The sequence below is a fragment of the Pigmentiphaga sp. YJ18 genome (assembly GCF_038066655.1).
Taxonomy (GTDB): domain Bacteria; phylum Pseudomonadota; class Gammaproteobacteria; order Burkholderiales; family Burkholderiaceae_B; genus Pigmentiphaga.
This window is the reverse complement of record NZ_JBBUKU010000001.1, coordinates 260,630-279,334: the sequence shown is the minus strand read 5'-3', so window position 1 is coordinate 279,334 and position 18,705 is coordinate 260,630. Positions and strand designations below refer to the sequence as shown.

16 protein-coding genes are annotated in these 18,705 nt (G+C 66.9%); 14 read left to right on the top strand and 2 right to left on the bottom strand.

All coding sequences use genetic code 11. The features are described from left to right. The first annotated feature begins 3 nt into the window (after positions 1-3). The 3 genes from WKR98_RS01405 (at position 4) to WKR98_RS01395 (ending at position 1,761) form a co-directional block, all read left to right on the top strand. Positions 4-600 (top strand): cytochrome c oxidase assembly protein, encoded by a 597-nt coding sequence (locus tag WKR98_RS01405; protein WP_341431814.1) that lies wholly within the window; start codon positions 4-6, stop codon positions 598-600. Continuing rightward, positions 597-812 (top strand): DUF2970 domain-containing protein, encoded by a 216-nt coding sequence (locus tag WKR98_RS01400; protein ID WP_087838631.1) that lies wholly within the window; start codon positions 597-599, stop codon positions 810-812. Before WKR98_RS01405 ends, WKR98_RS01400 begins: the two co-directional genes overlap by 4 nt. Positions 813-885: 73 nt before the next feature. Beyond that, complete coding sequence (locus WKR98_RS01395; protein WP_124691528.1) at positions 886-1,761, top strand: cytochrome c oxidase subunit 3; 876 nt, start codon at positions 886-888, stop codon at positions 1,759-1,761. Between the two features lie 348 nt (positions 1,762-2,109). Here WKR98_RS01395 and WKR98_RS01390 read toward each other — a convergent pair whose 3' ends face one another. Next, positions 2,110-2,310 carry a twin transmembrane helix small protein gene (locus WKR98_RS01390; RefSeq protein ID WP_124691527.1) on the bottom strand — a complete coding sequence of 67 codons (201 nt, stop codon included), beginning with the start codon at positions 2,308-2,310 and terminating at the stop codon, positions 2,110-2,112. 93 nt (positions 2,311-2,403) lie between these two features. Here WKR98_RS01390 and WKR98_RS01385 point away from each other — a divergent pair, with 93 nt between their 5' ends. The 6 genes from WKR98_RS01385 (at position 2,404) to WKR98_RS01360 (ending at position 7,498) form a co-directional block, all read left to right on the top strand. Beyond that, positions 2,404-3,189: an SURF1 family protein gene (locus tag WKR98_RS01385; protein ID WP_341431813.1), complete on the top strand. Its 786-nt coding sequence runs from the start codon at positions 2,404-2,406 to the stop codon at positions 3,187-3,189. Further along, complete coding sequence (locus tag WKR98_RS01380; protein WP_238160192.1) at positions 3,161-3,805, top strand: SCO family protein; 645 nt, start codon at positions 3,161-3,163, stop codon at positions 3,803-3,805. Before WKR98_RS01385 ends, WKR98_RS01380 begins: the two co-directional genes overlap by 29 nt. 9 nt (positions 3,806-3,814) lie before the next feature. Beyond that, complete coding sequence (locus WKR98_RS01375) at positions 3,815-4,864, top strand: COX15/CtaA family protein (protein WP_341431812.1); 1,050 nt, start codon at positions 3,815-3,817, stop codon at positions 4,862-4,864. Between the two features lie 15 nt (positions 4,865-4,879). Beyond that, positions 4,880-5,764, top strand: a complete 885-nt coding sequence (gene cyoE / locus WKR98_RS01370; protein ID WP_124691524.1) for a heme o synthase — start codon at positions 4,880-4,882, stop codon at positions 5,762-5,764. A 7-nt stretch (positions 5,765-5,771) separates the two neighbouring features. Then, complete coding sequence (locus WKR98_RS01365) at positions 5,772-6,371, top strand: SCO family protein (protein WP_341431809.1); 600 nt, start codon at positions 5,772-5,774, stop codon at positions 6,369-6,371. A gap of 152 nt (positions 6,372-6,523) precedes the next feature. Continuing rightward, positions 6,524-7,498 carry a tripartite tricarboxylate transporter substrate binding protein gene (locus WKR98_RS01360; RefSeq protein WP_124691522.1) on the top strand — a complete coding sequence of 325 codons (975 nt, stop codon included), beginning with the start codon at positions 6,524-6,526 and terminating at the stop codon, positions 7,496-7,498. Positions 7,499-8,188: 690 nt separating this feature from the next. Here the strand turns inward: WKR98_RS01360 and rpoH are convergent. Then, positions 8,189-9,103, bottom strand: coding sequence for an RNA polymerase sigma factor RpoH (rpoH, locus tag WKR98_RS01355; RefSeq protein ID WP_124691521.1), 915 nt, complete (start codon positions 9,101-9,103; stop codon positions 8,189-8,191). A 262-nt stretch (positions 9,104-9,365) separates the two neighbouring features. On the opposite strand from rpoH, the gene WKR98_RS01350 reads away from it, so the two are divergent. The 5 genes from WKR98_RS01350 (at position 9,366) to mlaE (ending at position 18,622) form a co-directional block, all read left to right on the top strand. Then, positions 9,366-10,067, top strand: a complete 702-nt coding sequence (locus tag WKR98_RS01350) for a hypothetical protein (protein WP_341431808.1) — start codon at positions 9,366-9,368, stop codon at positions 10,065-10,067. Positions 10,068-10,274: 207 nt separating this feature from the next. Beyond that, on the top strand, positions 10,275-15,059 hold the full coding sequence (locus WKR98_RS01345; protein ID WP_124691519.1) for a glutamate synthase-related protein: 4,785 nt from the start codon (positions 10,275-10,277) through the stop codon (positions 15,057-15,059). 96 nt (positions 15,060-15,155) lie between these two features. Continuing rightward, positions 15,156-16,625, top strand: a complete 1,470-nt coding sequence (locus tag WKR98_RS01340; RefSeq protein WP_124691518.1) for a glutamate synthase subunit beta — start codon at positions 15,156-15,158, stop codon at positions 16,623-16,625. A 369-nt stretch (positions 16,626-16,994) separates the two neighbouring features. Next, positions 16,995-17,837: an ABC transporter ATP-binding protein gene (locus tag WKR98_RS01335; protein WP_124691517.1), complete on the top strand. Its 843-nt coding sequence runs from the start codon at positions 16,995-16,997 to the stop codon at positions 17,835-17,837. Continuing rightward, the gene (mlaE, locus tag WKR98_RS01330; RefSeq protein WP_124691516.1) at positions 17,837-18,622 is read left to right on the top strand and encodes a lipid asymmetry maintenance ABC transporter permease subunit MlaE; all 786 of its coding nucleotides are present in this window, start codon (positions 17,837-17,839) and stop codon (positions 18,620-18,622) included. Before WKR98_RS01335 ends, mlaE begins: the two co-directional genes overlap by 1 nt. Positions 18,623-18,705 lie beyond the last annotated feature (83 nt).

Genomic DNA, 18,705 nt, shown 5'->3' with positions numbered 1-18,705 from the left:
CCTATGACGCCTCCCGACCCCAGGCAACCCGCCAAACCCGCATCCGACAACAGCCGGATGCTGGGCAAGCTGGCCGTCATCATCGCGATGATGTTCGGCTTCGGCTATGCACTGGTTCCGATGTACCGCGCCATTTGCGAGGTGACCGGCATCAACGTGTTGACCAAGGTCGACGCCGATGCCGCCGCCTTCGCGCGCAATACGCAGGTCGATACCAGCCGTACCGTCAAGATCGTGTTCGATGCGAACATCCACGGTCCGTGGCGGTTCCGTCCGGTGCAGTCGTCCATGGACGTCAATCCGGGCGAACTGGCGACCATCGTCTACGAGATCGCCAACCAGCAGGACCGCGAAATGGCGGGGCAGGCCATCCCCAGCTATGCGCCCATGCTGGCCGGCCAGTATTTCAAGAAGCTGGAATGCTTCTGCTTTTCCCAGCAGGACCTGAAAGCGCGCGAGACGCGCCAGTTCCCGGTGGTGTTCGTGGTGGACCCCAAGCTGCCGAAGGATGTGAATACGATCACGCTGTCGTACACGTTCTTCGAGGTGGGCGCGCCGGCAGCCGACGCGCGGCCCGCCGAGTCCGGAGGCAAGAGTTGAGCGACGATCTGAAATCGGCGGCCGGCCGCAAGCTCAATTTCTTCCAGACCCTGGGTGCGGTGCTGTGGTCCTTCACGGGCTTGCGGCGGGGGGCGGACTACCGCAACGACGCCGCCAAGCTCAATCCGATCTACGTCATCATCGCCGGTGTCGTGATGGCGGTGGTGTTTGTGGTAGTGCTGCTGTTGATCGTCAGGACGGTCGTCGGCTAGAACAACAAGGATGGCCGGGACGGCCGTCTCCGAATCATGTGCGGTTTTGTGGAATTCGCGAAGGAGAGTTGAGATGAGTGCAAGTCACTCGGTTTCGGGCAAGGAGGCGCCGTACTATTTCGTGCCGGCTCCATCCGTGCATCCCGCCACGGCCAGCCTGGCACTGCTGTTCTTCCTGCTGGGCATGGCCCTGTGGGTCAACAGCGTGAGCGTCGGCCCATGGTTCGTGCTGGCCGGCGTACTCGGCTTCCTCTTCGTGCTCTACCGCTGGTTCGGCGACGCCATCGCCGAGTCCACCGGCGGGCTCTACAGCAAGCGCGTCGACGTCTCGTACCGCTGGAGCATGAGCTGGTTCATCTTCTCCGAGGTCATGTTCTTCGCGGCCTTCTTCGGCGCGTTGTTCTATGCCCGCGCGATCACGACGCCCTGGCTGTCCGACCTGGACACCCGCATGGTGCTGTGGCCCGATTTCGCCGGCGCCTGGCCCAATACCGGCCCGGCCGGGACCATCGAGCCCTTCACCGCGATGGGACCCTTCTGGATCCCCACCATCAATACGGCCCTGCTGCTGACCTCGGGCGTGACGCTGACCATCTCGCACCACGCGCTGCTGGCCAGCAACCGCACGAAGGCCGCGTTCTGGCTGTTCGTCACCATCCTGCTGGGCGCGACCTTCATGGGCTTCCAGGCCTATGAGTACTTCCACGCCTACACCGAGCTGAACCTCAAGCTGACCTCGGGCGCCTTCGGCTCCACCTTCTACATGCTGACGGGCTTTCACGGCTTCCACGTCACCATGGGGGCGTTGATGCTGGCGGTGATGCTGCGCCGCCTGATCCGGGGCGATTTCACGGCTACCCACCATTTCGGTTTCGAAGGCGCCGCCTGGTACTGGCACTTCGTCGACGTGGTCTGGCTGGGCCTGTACCTCTTCGTCTACTGGTTCTAGAAGGGATCCCCCCTACGCGCTGACGCGCGCCCAGCATGGTGAGCCCCCAGCCGCTACGCGGCAGCCCCCCGAGGGGGCCGGGACCCGCCTTGGGGCGGCCCGGCGCCGGGCCCCGTAGGGGCGGCACCAGCGGACCGGCAAAGCCGGATCCGCAGTGCCCTGGAGTGGGGGGCGGGTGTGTGAGGGAGCGTTGATCTGCCCTCGCGCCGCCTGCGACAGTTGGCCGCTTCCGGGGTGGGTGGGGCGCTGGCACACTAGCAGGCTAGGGCCTTCCGGTGGGCCGGACAGGGGCCTGCCCGTCGGGGCCGCCGCAGCCGTCCAGATGTCGCGCCGCCTGGCGCGGACCGGTCAACGCAGGCCGGTGCTCTGGATCCAGCCCATCCAATGGGCGAACAGCACGAACAGGAACAACAGCACCGACAGGCCGATCCGGGCCGTCAGCGCGTAGACCATGCGCTTGCTATTGCCGGTATCCCTCATCAGGTAGATCAGGGCGGAAGCCAAGCTGTACAGAATGCCGACGAAGGCTATGCCTACTATGATGCGCATCGAATCTCTCCTCCAGCCCGCGATTATGGCAGTCCACGCGGTGCCGTGCGCTTCTTCCGCCGCATGAAACGCCCGGCGTCCGATCTCGCCGGCATGCCGGCGCCAGTTCCGGCGGCTGTCCGCCGGCATGCCGGCGGTGGTTCCGTCCCGCTGGCCCTGGTGCTGCTGGCAGCCACGGTCGTGGTGACGGTCGCGCTGGGCCGCTGGCAGCTCGGGCGGGCCGACGAGAAAGCGGCCACGCTGGCCGCCCTCGAGGCGGGCCGCACCCTGCCGCCGCTGGCGCTGGGGCCGGACCGCGCGGGCGAGGACCTGATTCCCTGGCGTTCGGCCCAGGCGTCCGGCCACTGGCTGGCCGACCGGACGGTGCTGCTGGACAATCGCATGGCCGACGGCCGGCCGGGTTTCTGGGTCGTGACGCCGCTGGCGTTCGACGACGAAGGCCGGCAGGCCGTGGCCGTGCTGCGGGGCTGGCTGCCGCGTCCGGTGCCGGATGCCCCGGTCACCATACGCACGCCGACCGGTCCGGTTACCGTGCGGGGCGAACTCGTCCCGCGCGTGCCGCGCCTGTTCGAACTGCCCGCCCTGAGCGGACGCAAGCGCGACGAGCTGGCATCGAGCCTGCCCGGCTGGCCCGGCGCGCCCCCCCGGGTACAGAACCTGGAACTGGGCACCTACGCCAAGGCCGCGGGCGTGGCCCTGCTGCCCGCCGTGCTGGAACAGACCGGCGATGCGCCGGACGGGCTGGTCCGTGACTGGGCCGGTCCGCCCACCAATATAGACACGCACCGCGGCTATGCGTTGCAGTGGTTTTCGTTCGCGGCCATCGCCGCCATCGCCTTTGGAGTCATCCTTGTCCGAGTCCTCCGCCCGAAACGCTAGCGGCGCCGCCGCCCGGCCCCGGCGCTCGCTGTTCGCCCTGTACGCGGTGCTGGCGGTCTGCGCCGCGCCCGTGCTGGCGGCCGCGCTGGTCTATTTCCTGGAATGGCGCCCGGGCAGCGCCGGTACCAACTACGGCGACCTGGTCGAGCCGCAGCGAGCCGTTCCGCCGGCCGAGCAGTTGCAACTGACGAACCTGGATGGCACCCCGTTCGACTTGCGCAGCCTGAACGGCAAGTGGGTCATGGTGGCCGCCCACGGCGGCGATTGCGGCGACGAATGCGCCAAGAAGCTCTACATCATGCGGCAGACGCATGCCAGCACGGGCAAGAACGTGGGCCGTATCGAGCGCGTCTGGCTGATCCTGGACGACGAGCCCGTGCCGACCGTGGTCATCCGCGCCTATGAAGGCACCCACATGGTCCGGGCCCGGAGCGAGCAGGTGGGGAACTTCCTCGCGCTGCCGTCCGGTGTCGACGCCACGCCTGCCGCGCTCGGCCAGCACATCTGGCTGATCGACCCCCGCAACAACCTGATGCTGCGCTTCCCCGAGAATCCCGATCCCTTGCGCCTGCGCGACGACATCGGCAAGCTGCTGCACGCTTCGCGCATCGGCTAGGGCGGGACCATGGACACGCAACGCCCCGAACAGGGGACCTCCCGGATCCGCGCCCGCTATGCCAGGCTGGTGGCGATCACCATGTTCCTGACCTTCGACCTGATCATGTTCGGCGCCTTCGTGCGGCTGACCGATTCCGGCCTGGGCTGCCCCGACTGGCCGGGCTGCTACGGCAACGCGTCCCCGATCGGGGCGCGGCACGACATCCACGCCGCCGCGACGGCCATGCCCGAGGGACCGGTTACACTATCCAAGGCCTGGATAGAGATGATCCACCGCTACGCGGGCACCCTGCTGGGCATCCTGATCATCGGCATCGTGTTCATGGCCTGGCGCCACCGCAAGGCGCTGGCGCAGTCGCCCTGGCTGGCCACGGTCATCCTGCCGGCGGTCTGCCTGCAAGGGGCCTTCGGCGCCTGGACCGTCACGCACCAACTGATGCCGGCGGTGGTCACCGCCCACCTGCTGGGCGGGATCAGCCTGCTGGCGCTGCTGACCTGGCTGTCGGCCAGGCAGACGGTGCTGCCGGACATCGTGCCGGAAGCCGGACGTTGGCGGAAGTACGTGGCTGTCGGCCTGGTGCTGCTGTATACCCAGCTGGCGCTGGGGGGCTGGGTCAGCACGAATTACGCGGCGCTGGCCTGCATGGATTTCCCGACCTGCCACGGCCAATGGCTGCCGGACATGGATTTCCATGGCGGCTATTCGATCGTGCGCGGGCTGGGCGAGCTGCCCTCGGGCGAGATCATCTCGCAAAGCGCGCTCACCGCCATCCACTGGACGCACCGCAATTTCGCGTTCGTGGTCCTGATCTACCTGGGCGCATTGGCGTTCAGGCTGCGCCGCTACGAAGGCCTGCAGGGGCCGTCGCGAGCGTTGCTGGCCATGCTCGTGGTGCAACTGCTGACCGGGCTGACCAGCATTTTCCTGCAATGGCCTATAGTGATCGCCGTGTTGCATAACGGCGGGGCCGCCGTCCTGACCATCCTGTGCGTGACGCTGCTGGTCAGGCTGGGCCGGGCCCGCCACGCGCCGGATAACGGCGCGAGGGCCTACTGAAGTTCGGGAATCCTCATGGAAAGCATTACTGTGTCTACCGTCAGTCTGCGTCTTCGGCAATATTGGGTGCTGACCAAGCCTCGCGTCAGCCAGCTTGCCGTTTTCTGCGCGGTCATCGGTATGTTCCTCGCGACCCCCGCGGTGCCGCCGTGGCAGACCGTGATCGCGGCGACGATAGGCATCTGGCTGCTGGCGGCGGCCGCCTTCGCCATCAACTGCCTGATCGAAGAGCAGGTCGATGCGCGCATGGCCCGCACCGCCCACCGGCCCACCGCCCGGGGCGACATCGGCGCGCTGCAGATCATCGCCATGTCGGGCGTGGTCGGCGGCCTGGGCATGACGGTGCTCTACACCCTGGTCAATCCGCTGACGATGTGGCTGACCTTCGCCACCTTCGTCGGCTACGCCATCATCTATACCGTCATCCTGAAGCCGCGCACGCCCCAGAACATCGTGATCGGCGGCCTGTCCGGCGCCATGCCCCCCGCGCTGGGCTGGGCCGCCGTGGCCGACAGCGTCCCGGCCGAGGCCTGGCTGCTGGTGCTGATCATCTTCATCTGGACGCCGCCCCATTTCTGGGCCCTGGCGCTGTACCGCACCAAGGATTACGAGAACGCCGGCCTGCCCATGCTGCCCGTCACGCACGGCCAGAAGCTCACGCGGCTGCACATCCTGCTGTATTCCGTGGCGCTGTTCGCCACCACGCTACTGCCCTATGTCATCCGCATGAGCGGCCTGGTCTACCTGGCCAGCGCCGTGGCCCTGGGCGTGGTGTTCGTTGGCTACGCCTGGAAGCTCTACCGCCACTACAGCGACGAGCTGGCGCGGCGCCTGTTCCGCTATTCGATCCTGTATTTGTCGCTGCTGTTCGCGGCGCTGCTTGTCGACCACTGGATGTGAGGTAGTCATGGCCGAGTTTGCTGTTTCCCGCCGTTTTGTCCTGCGCGCCGGCGCTGCCGCCGTGGCGGCGGCAATGCTGGCGGCTTGCGAGAAGAAGCCTTCGTTCAACAGCACGGATGTAAGCGGGTCGGACCTGGGCACCGATCTGTCGCTGACGGACTCCAACGGCCAGGCCCGCACGCTGCAGGATTTCAAGGGCAAGGTCCTGGTCGTGTTCTTCGGCTTCGTGCAGTGCCCCGACGTCTGCCCGACCACGCTGGCCGAGTTCGTGCAGGTCAAGAACAGCCTGGGCAAGGACGGCGACAAGGTCCAGGTGGCATTCGTGACCGTGGACCCCGAGCGCGACACGCCCGAGATCCTGCGCGCCTACGTGACCCAGTTCGATCCCGGCTTCCTCGGGCTGCGCGGCGACGCCGACGCCACCGCCCGCGTGGCCAAGTCCTTCAAGGTGTTCTACGCCAAGGTTCCCGGCAAGGAACCCGGTTCCTACACCATGGACCACACCGCCGGCGTCTACATCTACGACCCCGAGGGGCACCTGCGCCTGTTCGCCCGCCACAATGCCGGCGTCGACGCCCTGGCCAGCGACATTCGTCAGCTGTTGTAGCGCTTGCGGCGGTTTCCCTAGCGTTTCGGCCCGCCTTGCCCGCGGGCCGTTTCACTTTTGGCAAACGGTCAACGCAGTTGTGACCGGAATGCAGATTGTCTTGGCCATCCGTTCGACACACCATGGCGAACACTGATCGCCAAGGAGATCCGATGGCAACATTCCAGGCAGCCCGTTTCATCGCGCTGGGCCTCGCCGCCTTAGGGCCGGCGCTCGCGGCCGCGCAGCCTTATCCCACGGGGCCGGTGACCATCGTCGTGCCCTACGCGGCCGGCGGTCTGGCAGACAACATCGCGAGGCCGATCGCCGACGCCCTGGGGCGCGAATTGAAGCAGCCGTTCATCGTCGAGAACAAGGGCGGGGCGGGTGGGGTGATAGGCATGGGGGCCGTCGCCCGAGCCAAGCCGAACGGCTACACCTTGTTGCTCTCGCTGTCGGGAATCTCGGGCTTGCCCGAGGCGGACCGCCTGCTGGGCCGCAAGCCGGCATTCCAACTGGACCAGTTCGCGCCCATCGCCCGCATTACCGCCGATCCCAACCTGCTGGTGGTCCGGGCGGATGCGCCCTGGCGTTCGGCGGCCGAGCTGGTGGCCGCCAGCAAGGCCGATCCGCAGGCGCTGAACTACGGGTCGTCCGGCGTCTACGGCGCGATGCACCTGCCCATGGAAATGTTCAAGGCCGCCAGCGGGGCCCGGATCACGCACGTGCCGTTCTCGGGCGGTAGCCCGGCGCTCGTATCGCTGATGAGCGGCCAGATCCAGACCGCGGCGGCCGGCGTCGCCAACGCGACCACCTTCCTGAAATCCGGCAAGATGCGCGCGCTCGCGCACTGGGGCAGCGCTCCGCTTGCGGCGCTGCCCGATGTCCCGAGCTTGAAATCGCTGGGCTACGACGTGGAGTTCACACAGTGGTCGGCCCTGTTCGTCCCCGCCGGCGCCCCCGACGAGGTCACGACGCGCCTGCGCGCAGCCATGAAGAAGATCGCCGCCCAGCCCGCCCTCCAGCAGACCTTCGCCTCCTTGGGCAGTCCCATCGACTACATGGACGCCCCCGACTTCGCCCGCTATTGGCAAGCCGACGCCCAGCGCGTCCAAGCCGCTGTCCGCCGCATAGGGAGAGTGGACTGACCCCCTACGCGCTTCGGGCGCCCAGAATGGCAGCCCCCCAGCCGCTACGCGGCAGCCCCCAAGGGGGGCCGGGACCCACCTTGGGGCGGCCCGGCGCCGGGTCCCGAGAGGCGAAACCGGCGGACTGGCAAGGCCAGATCCGCGGTTTCCTGGGTCCAGGGAAACTATCTTGGACTGAATCACTGTTGCTACCGCTGGCAGCCAGCGATAGCACCGGTGCCACAACCCAAGAAACGGGCACTAGACCCAGGATGCGGTGGATCCGGCTCCGCCGGTCCACCCGCATCGCCCCCTTGAGGGGGCCCGCGTAAGCGGGTAGGGGGTGGGCTCCCCCTAAAAAAAACGGGACACCGAAGTGTCCCGTGAATATCCGCCTCAAGTGGGGGGGAGGGAGGAGAAAAGCAGAGGCGGACGTATCGGCTGGTACCGGCAGACTGCACCGGAAGAAACGTCGAGCGGGGGGAAGCCCGACATTCCGACACGAGGGCGTTGCACCCAAAGCGTGTCCCACCTGACGGTTAGTCCTCTCCCCAGCGGGGAAGTTCACCCGCCACCCGTGTTTCCACGTAAATTTCCGCCAATTCTGTAACCTGATGTGACATATGCCGCGGGCAAGCAAAAAGGGCGGATCCGGTGGTCCCGGAATCCGCCCTTGGGGCCCATGCCGATGAAGCGGCCGTGGCGGTCGGGTCAGGCGTACTCGGCCAGCGCGCCGCGCATCTTGGTCATGGCGCGCGCCTCGATCTGGCGGATGCGCTCGGCGGACACGCCGAACTCGTCCGCGAGCTCCTGCAGCGTGGCGCCGCCTTCGTCCTTCAGCCAGCGCGCTTCGATGATGCGGCGCGACCGTTCGTCCAGGCTTTCCAGGGCCTGAAGGAGTCCGCTGCCGTGCAGTTCGTCGCGGCGGCGTTCCTCGAGGATGGCGCTGGGCTCCTGCTGGCCTTCGTCCGAGAGGTACGCGATGGGGGCGAAATCGTTTTCGCCGTCATCGGTGCCACGGCCTTCCAGGGCCATGTCCTGTCCGTACAGGCGCACTTCCATCTCGGTCACGTCTTGCGGACGCACGTTCAGGCTGGCGGCGATTTCCTCGACCTGGTCCGGCGTGAGCGCGTGCGAGTCCGGCTTCAGGCTGCGCAGGTTGAAGAACAGCTTGCGCTGGGCTTTGGTGGTGGCCACCTTGACCAGGCGCCAGTTCTTCAGGATGTACTCGTGGATCTCGGCCTTGACCCAATGGATGGCGAAGGACACCAGCCGCACGCCGCGGTTGGGGTCGAAGCGCTTGACGGCCTTCATCAGGCCGACGTTGCCTTCCTGGATCAGGTCGGCATGCGGCAGCCCATAGCCCAGGTACTGGCGGGCGATGGCGACCACCAGGCGCAGGTGCGACAGCACCAGTTCGCGGGCGGCGTTGAGGTCCTGCTTTTCCTGGTAGCGCTGGGCCAGCTCGTGTTCCTGCTCGGCCGTCAGCACCGGCAGGCGGTTGACGGCGCCGATATAGGCTTCGATCGTGCCAAGGGCGCCCGGGTTGGCGATGGCCAGGGCCAGCGCGCCCGGACCGCTCGTGGCGGGTGCGAGGACGTTGGACTGATTCGACGAACGTTTCATAAACGGCTTACCTCCATGTCTGAAGGTTAGCACTCTCGAACAAAGAGTGCTAATGGGTGTTTTTGATGGGTGCGATAAAGCGAATCGATCGCTGTGCGATGCAGCACGGCGGGCGAATCCGGCCAGGTCGGCGCCAGGGCGTCCGGTAGAAGGCCAGAGGTGGGCAGGCGATCAGGGTTTCATACTGCATAGACCATGAAATCGGCGTATCGTTCGCGGAAACCTGCATTTTCCGACCTTCGATATTGATGCGTCCCTAAAAATGGCCCGTTTGCCCCGCCTGTATGCCCCGGATCTCCCCCATCTTGCCCAGGCCCGTTTCACGGTGCCCTTGTCGGCCGGCGGAGACGGCGGCGCCATGCTGGACCAGGTCGCCGCCTGGCTGGAGGCAGACGCCAGGCAGCACGGGGTAGCGGTGCATGGGTGGGCGCTTACTTTCGACCAGTTGCTGCTGCTGGCCACTCCCACCGGCCCGGGAGGAATCTCGGCCGTGATCCAGTCCCTGGGGCGCCGCCTGGCTGCCCGGCTGCATATAGGAAGGGTCTTCGCCGGCCGGTTCCGGTCCACCCTGGTCGAACCGGGCGCCTGGGTGCTGCCCGGCCTGATCTGGCTCGAAACCGTCCCGCTGCGCCAGGGGCTGGCGGGGGATGCGGAGCTGTGGCGATGGTCCTCGGCCCCGGCGCACATGGGCGCCGCGTCGGCCGGCATGCTGCACGACCATGCCGATTACTGGGCATGCGGCAACACGCCGTTCGACCGCCAGGCCAACTACCGCGCCAAGATGGCCGAAGGCGTGGCCCAGTCTGTGGCACAGCGCATCGAGCAGGCGCTGTACGGCCAGTGGGCACTGGGTGGACCGGCCTTCGTGCAGTCACTGGAGGGCACCAGCAGCCGGCGGGCCACTGCCAGCAAGCGGGGGAGGCCGCGCAAGCAGCCCAAGGTCGAGGAAGAAAACGCACGATAATGGTGCGTCCCTTATTTAATTTCCACGATTTGTAGCCTGGATAATAATTAGGGACGTTCCCCGTTTTATTTTTCTTGCGGCCCCTGGTGCGCCGCAGTATCGTCGATTCCCCTCGGCGCCGCACGCCTGCGCGCGCCGTGTTCGGAATCCCGATGTCCAGTACCCCGGATTCGTGCCCGGCACACGGATCCCCCAGCGGAGCGCACCATGCCCCTATCCAGCCAGGACCACCTCTCGGCCCCGTCGTCCCGGACGGCCGTCATCGACGCCTCCCGCATCGGCCTGCCCGCGCCGCGCCAGCCGGACGCCCAGGGCCTGTACGACCCGTCCAACGAACACGACGCCTGTGGCGTGGGCTTCGTGGCCCACATCAAGGGCCAGAAAAGCCATTCCATCATCCAGCAGGGCCTGAAGATTCTCGAGAATATCGACCACCGCGGCGCGGTGGGGGCCGATGCGCTCATGGGCGATGGCGCGGGCATCCTGATCCAGATCCCGGACGCGCTGTATCGCGAGGAAATGGCCGGCCAGGGCGTGGCCCTGCCCGCTCCCGGCGAGTACGGGGTGGCAATGGTGTTCCTGCCCCAGGAAATGGGGTCGCGCCTGGCCTGTGAGGCCGAACTCGAGCGCGCCGTGCGCGCCGAGGGCCAGGTGGTACTGGGTTGGCGCGACGTGCCCATCGACAAGGACATGCCGATGTCGCCCAACGTGAAGGTCATGGAGCCGGTGATCCGGCAGCTCTTCATCGGCCGCGGCGGCGACGTCATGGTGCCCGATGCGCTCGAGCGCAAGCTGTACGTGATCCGCAAGATGGCCTCGCACGCCATCCAGAAGATGCATCTGAAGCACGGCAAGGAATATTTCGTGCCGTCCATCTCCAGCCGGACCGTGGTCTACAAAGGCCTGCTGCTGGCCGACCAGGTGGGCCGCTACTACCGCGACCTGGCCGACTCGCGCGCCGTCACGGCGCTGGCCCTGGTGCACCAGCGTTTCTCGACCAACACCTTCCCGGCCTGGCCGCTGGCCCACCCCTACCGCCTGATCGCCCACAACGGCGAGATCAACACGGTCAAGGGCAACTTCAACTGGCTGCGCGCGCGCGAAGGCGTGATGCAATCGCCGGTGCTGGGCGACGACCTGAAGAAGCTCTATCCCATCGTCTACGAAGGCCAGTCCGATACCGCCACGTTCGACAATTGCCTCGAACTGCTGGTCATGTCCGGCTATTCCATCTCGCACGCGATGATGATGATGATCCCCGAGGCCTGGGAACAGCATGCCGAGATGGACGAGGCGCGCCGCGCCTTCTATGAATACCACGCTGCGATGATGGAGCCCTGGGACGGCCCGGCCGCCATCGCCTTCACCGACGGCCGCCAGATCGGCGCGACGCTGGATCGCAACGGCCTGCGCCCGGCGCGCTACATCGTCACCGACGACGACCTGGTCATCATGGCATCGGAATCCGGCGTGCTGCCGGTCCCGCAAAGCAAGATCGTCAAGAAGTGGCGCCTGCAGCCGGGCAAGATGTTCCTGATCGACCTGGAACTGGGTCGCATCATCGACGACAAGGAACTGAAGGACCAGCTCGCCAACAGCAAGCCCTATCGCCAGTGGATCGAGCGCATCCGCATCAAGCTCGACACGCTGCCCGAGCCCGTCCGTGAAGAGATCGAGGAAGGCCGGTCGGCGGTGCCCATGCTCGACCGGCAGCAGGCTTTCGGCTGGACGCAGGAAGACTACAAGTTCATCCTGCGCCCCATGGCCGCGCTGGGCGAGGAAAGCACGGGCTCCATGGGCAACGACGCGCCGCTGGCCGTGCTGTCCGGCAAGAACAAGAGCCTCTACAACTACTTCCGCCAACTGTTCGCGCAGGTCACCAACCCGCCCATCGACCCCATCCGCGAAAACCTGGTGATGTCGCTGGTGTCGTTCATCGGGCCCAAGCCCAACGTGCTCGACATCAACAACGTGAACCCGCCGCTGCGCCTGGAAGTGGCGCAGCCGGTGCTGGACTTCGCCGACATGGCGCAGATCCGCCACATCGAGCGGGTCACCAACGGCAAGTTCAAGAGCTTCGAGCTGGACATCACCTATCCGGCCGCCTGGGGCAAGGAAGGCATCCAGGCCCGCGTGGCGGCGCTGTGCGCCCAGGCCGTGGACGCCGTCAAGAGCGGCTACAACATCCTGATCGTGTCCGACCGCCTGGTCGACAGCGGCCGCGTGGCCATACCCGCGCTGCTGGCCACCTCGGCCGTGCACCAGCACCTGATCCGCGCCGGCCTGCGCACCAGCACCGGCCTGGTGGTGGAAACCGGCTCGGCCCGCGAGGTGCACCACTTCGCGCTGCTGGGCGGCTACGGCGCCGAGGCCGTTCACCCCTACCTGGCGATGGAAGCGCTGGCGCACGAGCATGAGCACGACGCCAAGGTGCCGGTGGACAAGGCCATCTACAACTACGTCAAGGCCATCGGCAAGGGCCTGCAGAAGGTCATGTCCAAGATGGGCATCTCGACCTATATGTCGTACACCGGCGCCCAGATCTTCGAGGCCGTGGGCCTGAACCGCCCGCTGGTCGAGCAGTATTTCCCGGGTACCGCCAGCAACATCGAGGGCATCGGCATCTTCGAGGTGGCCGAGGAATCCCTGCGCATGCACAAGGCGGCCTTCGGCAACGATCCGCTGCTGGAAGGCGCGCTGGACGAGGGCGGCGAGTACGCCTTCCGGATCCGCGGCGAAGAGCACATGTGGACGCCCGACGCCATCGCCAAGCTGCAGCATTCCACCCGTGCGGACAACTACCGCACCTACAAGGAATACGCGCAGATCATCAACGACCAGAGCAAGCGCCACATGACGCTGCGCGGCCTGTTCGAGTTCAAGTTCGATCCGGCCCACGCCATTGCGCTGGCCGAGGTCGAACCGGCCAAGGACATCGTCAAGCGCTTCGCCACCGGCGCGATGTCGCTCGGGTCGATCTCGACCGAGGCCCATTCGGTGCTGGCGATCGCCATGAACCGCATCGGCGGCAAGTCCAACACCGGCGAGGGCGGCGAGGACGAGCTGCGCTATCGCACCGAACTGCAGCACGGCAAGGCCGGCATCAAGGACGGCGACACCCTGGCTTCGGTGCTGGGCGCCGATCGCGTGGTGGCCGACGTGCCGCTGAAGGCAGGCGATTCGCTGCGTTCGCGCATCAAGCAGGTGGCCTCGGGACGCTTCGGCGTGTCGGCCGAATACCTGGCCAGCGCCGACCAGATCCAGATCAAGATGGCGCAGGGCGCCAAGCCCGGCGAAGGCGGCCAGCTGCCCGGCCACAAGGTGTCCGAATACATCGCCAAGCTGCGCTTCTCGGTGCCCGGTGTGGGCCTGATCTCGCCCCCGCCGCACCACGACATCTATTCCATCGAGGACCTGGCCCAGCTCATCCATGACCTGAAGAACGCCAATCCCCAGGCGTCGATCTCGGTCAAGCTGGTGTCCGAGGTCGGCGTCGGCACGGTGGCCGCGGGCGTGGCCAAGGCCAAGTCCGACCACGTGGTGATCGCCGGCCACGACGGCGGCACCGGCGCTTCGCCCGTGTCGTCGATCAAGCATGCCGGCACGCCCTGGGAACTGGGCCTGGCCGAGACGCAGCAGACCCTGGTGCTGAACCACCTGCGCGGCCGCATCCGCGTGCAGGCCGACGGCCAGATGAAGACCGGCCGCGACGTCGTGATCGGCGCGCTGCTGGGCGCCGACGAGTTCGGCTTCGCCACCGCGCCGCTGGTGGTCGAAGGCTGCATCATGATGCGCAAGTGCCACCTGAATACCTGCCCGGTGGGCGTGGCTACGCAGGATCCGGTCCTGCGCGCCAAGTTCCAGGGCAAGCCCGAGCACGTCGTCAACTTCTTCTTCTTCATCGCCGAGGAAGTGCGCGAACTCATGGCCCAGCTGGGCATCCGCAGGTTCGACGAGCTGATCGGCCGTTCCGACCTGCTCGACATGCGCGCCGGCATCGAGCACTGGAAGGCGCGCGGCCTGGACTTCAGCCGTGTGTTCCATCAGCCTCGCGTGGCGGCCGAGGTGGCCCGCCTGCACGTGGACGAGCAGGACCATGGGCTGGCCAAGGCGCTGGACCACCAGTTGATCGAGCGCGCGCGCCCCGCCATCGAGCGCGGCGAGAAAGTCTCGTTCATCACGACGGTGCGCAACGTGAACCGCACCATCGGCGCCATGCTGTCCGGCATGGTGGCGCGCAAGTACGGCTACGAGGGCCTGCCCGACGACACCATCCACATCCAGTGCAACGGCACGGCGGGCCAGAGCTTCGGCGCCTTCCTGGCCCACGGCGTGACGCTGGACCTGGTGGGCGACGGCAACGACTACGTCGGCAAGGGCCTGTCGGGCGGCCGCATCATCGTGCGCTCGCCCAATGATTTCCGCGGCCATGGCCCCGAGCACATCATCGTCGGCAACACCGTGCTGTACGGCTCGCTGTCGGGCGAGGCCTATTTCAACGGCGTGGCGGGCGAACGCTTCGCGGTGCGCAACTCGGGCGCCGCGGCAGTGGTCGAAGGCGTGGGCGACCACGGCTGCGAATACATGACCGGCGGTACCGTGGTGGTGCTGGGCGAGACCGGCCGCAACTTCGCCGCCGGCATGTCGGGCGGCGTGGCCTACGTCTACGACCCGGACGGCTCCTTCCGCCTGCGCGCCAACCTGGCCATGGTCGAGCTGGAAGAGGTCGTGCCCGCGGCGGTCCAGGAGAAGGAAGGTTCGCAGCGCCTGTGGCACAGCATGGTGCGAGGCGGCGAACGGGATACCGACGAGGCCATCCTGCGCCGCCTGGTCGAGAACCATTTCCGCTACACCGGCAGCTTCCGCGCCCGCGACATCATGGATGCCTGGGAAACCGCCCGCACCCGGTTCGTCAAGGTCATGCCGACGGAATACCGGCGCGCGCTGGGCGAAATGTGGGATGCCCGGAATCCGCAGAAGCTGGCCGCCTAGGCACGCCTTGCCGCCGGGAGGCGGCGCGAACCGTAACGAAATCGGAGCCGGCGCGGCGTACGCGCCGGCTCCAAACAGGATAGTCAGGAAAGAGCCATGGGTAAGGTCACCGGATTTCTGGAATACCAGCGTCTGCAGGAAGCGGCGCAAGCGCCCGAGCAGCGCGTCAAGCACTGGAAGGAATTCGTCCTTCATCTGAACACCGAGCAGGCCAAGCAGCAGGGCGCCCGGTGCATGGACTGCGGCATCCCGTTCTGCACGAACGGCTGTCCGGTCAACAACATCATTCCCGACTGGAATGACCTGGTGTATCGCCAGAACTGGAAGCAGGCCCTGGCGGTGCTGCATTCCACCAACAATTTCCCCGAGTTCACTGGGCGCATCTGCCCGGCGCCCTGCGAAGCGGCGTGTACGCTCAACATCAACAGCGACGCCGTCGGCATCAAGTCGATCGAGCACGCCATCATCGACCATGGTTGGGAGCACGGCTGGGTCGTTCCCGTGTCGCCCAAGGCCAGGACGGGCAAGAAGGTGGCGGTGGTCGGCTCCGGCCCCGCCGGGCTGGCCTGCGCCCAGCAACTGGCGCGCGCCGGGCATGAAGTGACGGTGTTCGAGAAGAGCGACCGCATCGGCGGGCTGCTGCGCTACGGCATCCCCGACTTCAAGCTGGAGAAGTGGCAGATCGACCGCCGCATGGCGCAGATGGAGCAGGAAGGGGTCGTGTTCCGTCCCTCGACCTTCGTCGGCCGGGCCGAGGACGCCAAGGCCCTGGGCATTTCCGCCTCGGTGAAGACCCCGCAGGAGCTGCAGGCCGAGTTCGACGCCATCGTCGTGTCGGGCGGCTCGGAAACTCCGCGCGACCTGCCCGTGCCGGGCCGCGAGCTCCAGGGCGTGCATTTCGCCATGGACTTCCTGCGCCAGCAGAACAAGGTGGTGGCGGGCGACAAGCTCAAGGACCAGATCATGGCCACGGGCAAGCACGTCATCGTGATCGGCGGCGGCGACACCGGTTCGGACTGCGTGGGCACCAGCAATCGCCACGGCGCGGCCTCCGTCACGCAGTTCGAGGTCATGCCCCAGCCGCCGGTTGCCGAGAACAAGGACCTGACCTGGCCGTACTGGCCGCTGAAGCTGCGGACCTCCTCGTCCCACGAGGAAGGCGTGGACCGCGACTGGGCGGTGTCGACCAAGACCTTCAAGGGCAAGGGCGGCAAGGTGACGTCGCTCGTGGCCTGCCGCGTCGAATGGGTACGCGGCGACAACGGCCAGATGAAGATGGCCGAGGTCGAGGGCTCCGAATTCGAGCTGCCCGCCGACCTGGTGCTGTTCGCCATGGGCTTCGTGTCGCCGGTGCAGCAGGTGCTGGAAGCCTTCGGCGTCGAGCGCGACGCCCGGGGCAACGCGCGGGCCAACACCGACGACTACCGCACCAACGTCGACAAGGTCTTCGCGGCCGGCGACATGCGGCGCGGCCAGTCGCTGGTGGTCTGGGCCATCCGCGAAGGCCGCCAGTGCGCGGCCTCGGTCGATACCTTCCTGATGGGGGCGACCGAGCTGCCTCGCTGAATTAATGATCGCTTAAAAGCATCGTGCCACCATGCCCCGAGTCGTCCGGCCGGACCTCGGGGCTTTTTCATGGGGATATACGGGCCAGCCGGGCGTTTGTTGTAAAAAACGTAAACCGGCGCGAGGCGCCGTGGTTCATAATCTTCACTCTTCCATGGGCCATGCTGGCCGGGATCCGGCGCGCCATGGACAGGACGATCATGCGCCGCCGGCAAATCGCGGCACATGAGCCGGGGACAAAACCCGCTGCTGCCTAAGGGTTAGCACGGTGCCCAGGCGTGCTGCTGTTAGAATCCCTCGCTGGATTCCTCTCGAACCCACCGGTTTTTTGCAAGCAACGCCCATCTTTTCAACTCTTCTTGCCTCTACATGCCTGATTCGGCACGATCTACGCATTCCCCTACCGATGTGGCGCTAGCCTTCGACGGCCTGTCGGTGGGCTATGGCGACCGTGTCATCCTGCGGGACGTCGACATGCAGGTCCGCCGCGGGCAGGTGGTGGCCATCATGGGCGGCTCGGGGTCGGGCAAGACCACGCTGCTGCGCGCCGCCACGGGCCAGTTGCCGCCCCAGGCCGGCAAGGCGCTGGTGCTGGGCGAAGACATCGGCCAGTCGTCGGGCGACCGCCTGTTCGACCTGCGCAAGCGCATGGGCGTGCTGTTCCAGCAGGGCGCGCTATTCACGGATCTGGACGTCTATGAAAACGTGGCGTTTCCGCTGCGCGAGCATACGTCCATGACCGAGCAGGAAGTCCTGGAGCGGGTGTTGTCCAAGCTGGACGCCGTGGGCCTGAAGGCGGCCGCCTTCCTGCGCACCTCGGAAATCTCGGGCGGCATGGCGCGCCGGGTCGCGCTGGCGCGGGCCGTGGTGCTGGAGCCCGAGTTGATCCTGTATGACGAGCCCTTCGCCGGCCTGGATCCCATTTCCATGGGCGTGACCGCCCAGCTGATCCGGACCATGACCGACCGGCTGGGCTGCGCCTCGGTGCTGATCACGCACGACGTGCAGGAATCCTTCCACATCACCGACCAGGTCTATCTGCTGGGGCGCGGCACCATCGTCGCCTCCGGCACGCCGGCCGAGCTGTCCGCGTCGCAGGATCCGTTCGTGCACCAGTTCCTCCACGGCGAGCCCGACGGTCCGGTGGCTTTCCAGTATCCCGAGACGCCTGCCTACCAGGCCTGGCTCGAGCGCCAGCGGAGGGTGCGCTGATGGCCCTGACCCGTTTCCTGATCTCGGTGGGCGCCGGTACGCGCGCATCGCTGGTCGGCCTGGGCACCTTTGCCCGGTTTTTCGTCGAATTGCTGTTCAAGAGCGGCACCGCGTTGCGCCGTCCGCGGCTGGTGGTGCAGCAAATCCACTTCATCGGCAACTATTCGCTGGTGATCATCGCCGTATCGGGCCTGTTCGTCGGCTTCGTATTGGGGTTGCAGGGCTACTACACCCTGAATCGCTACGGCTCCGAGCAGGCGCTGGGCCTGCTGGTCGCGCTCAGCCTGGTGCGTGAACTGGGGCCGGTCGTGACCGCGCTGCTGTTCGCCGGCCGGGCCGGGACCTCGCTTACCGCCGAGATCGGCCTGATGAAGGCAGGCGAGCAACTGTCGGCCATGGAAGTCATGGCCGTGGATCCCGTGCGCCGGGTGCTGGCGCCGCGCTTCTGGGGCGGCGTGATCGCCATGCCGCTGCTGGCCGCGGTGTTCTCGGCGGTCGGTATCCTGGGTGGCTGGGGCGTGGGCGTGCTGCTCATCGGCGTGGATGACGGCGCTTTCTGGTCGCAGATGCAGAACGGCGTCGACGTCTGGAAGGACGTGGGCAACGGCGTGCTCAAGAGCGTCGTCTTCGGCGTGGCGGTGACGCTGATTGCGCTCTACCAGGGCTATTACGCCAAGGCCACGCCCGAGGGCGTGTCGCGCGCGACCACGCGTACCGTGGTCGCCGGGTCGCTGGCGGTGCTGGGCCTGGACTTCCTGCTGACGGCCTGGATGTTCGGCAACTGAAAACATGACGCGGCGCCCGCCGGGCGGCCGCTGCAAGGAATTGGCTAGGGACCCGCCGTGGGCGAGGTACCGGAGGAATACGA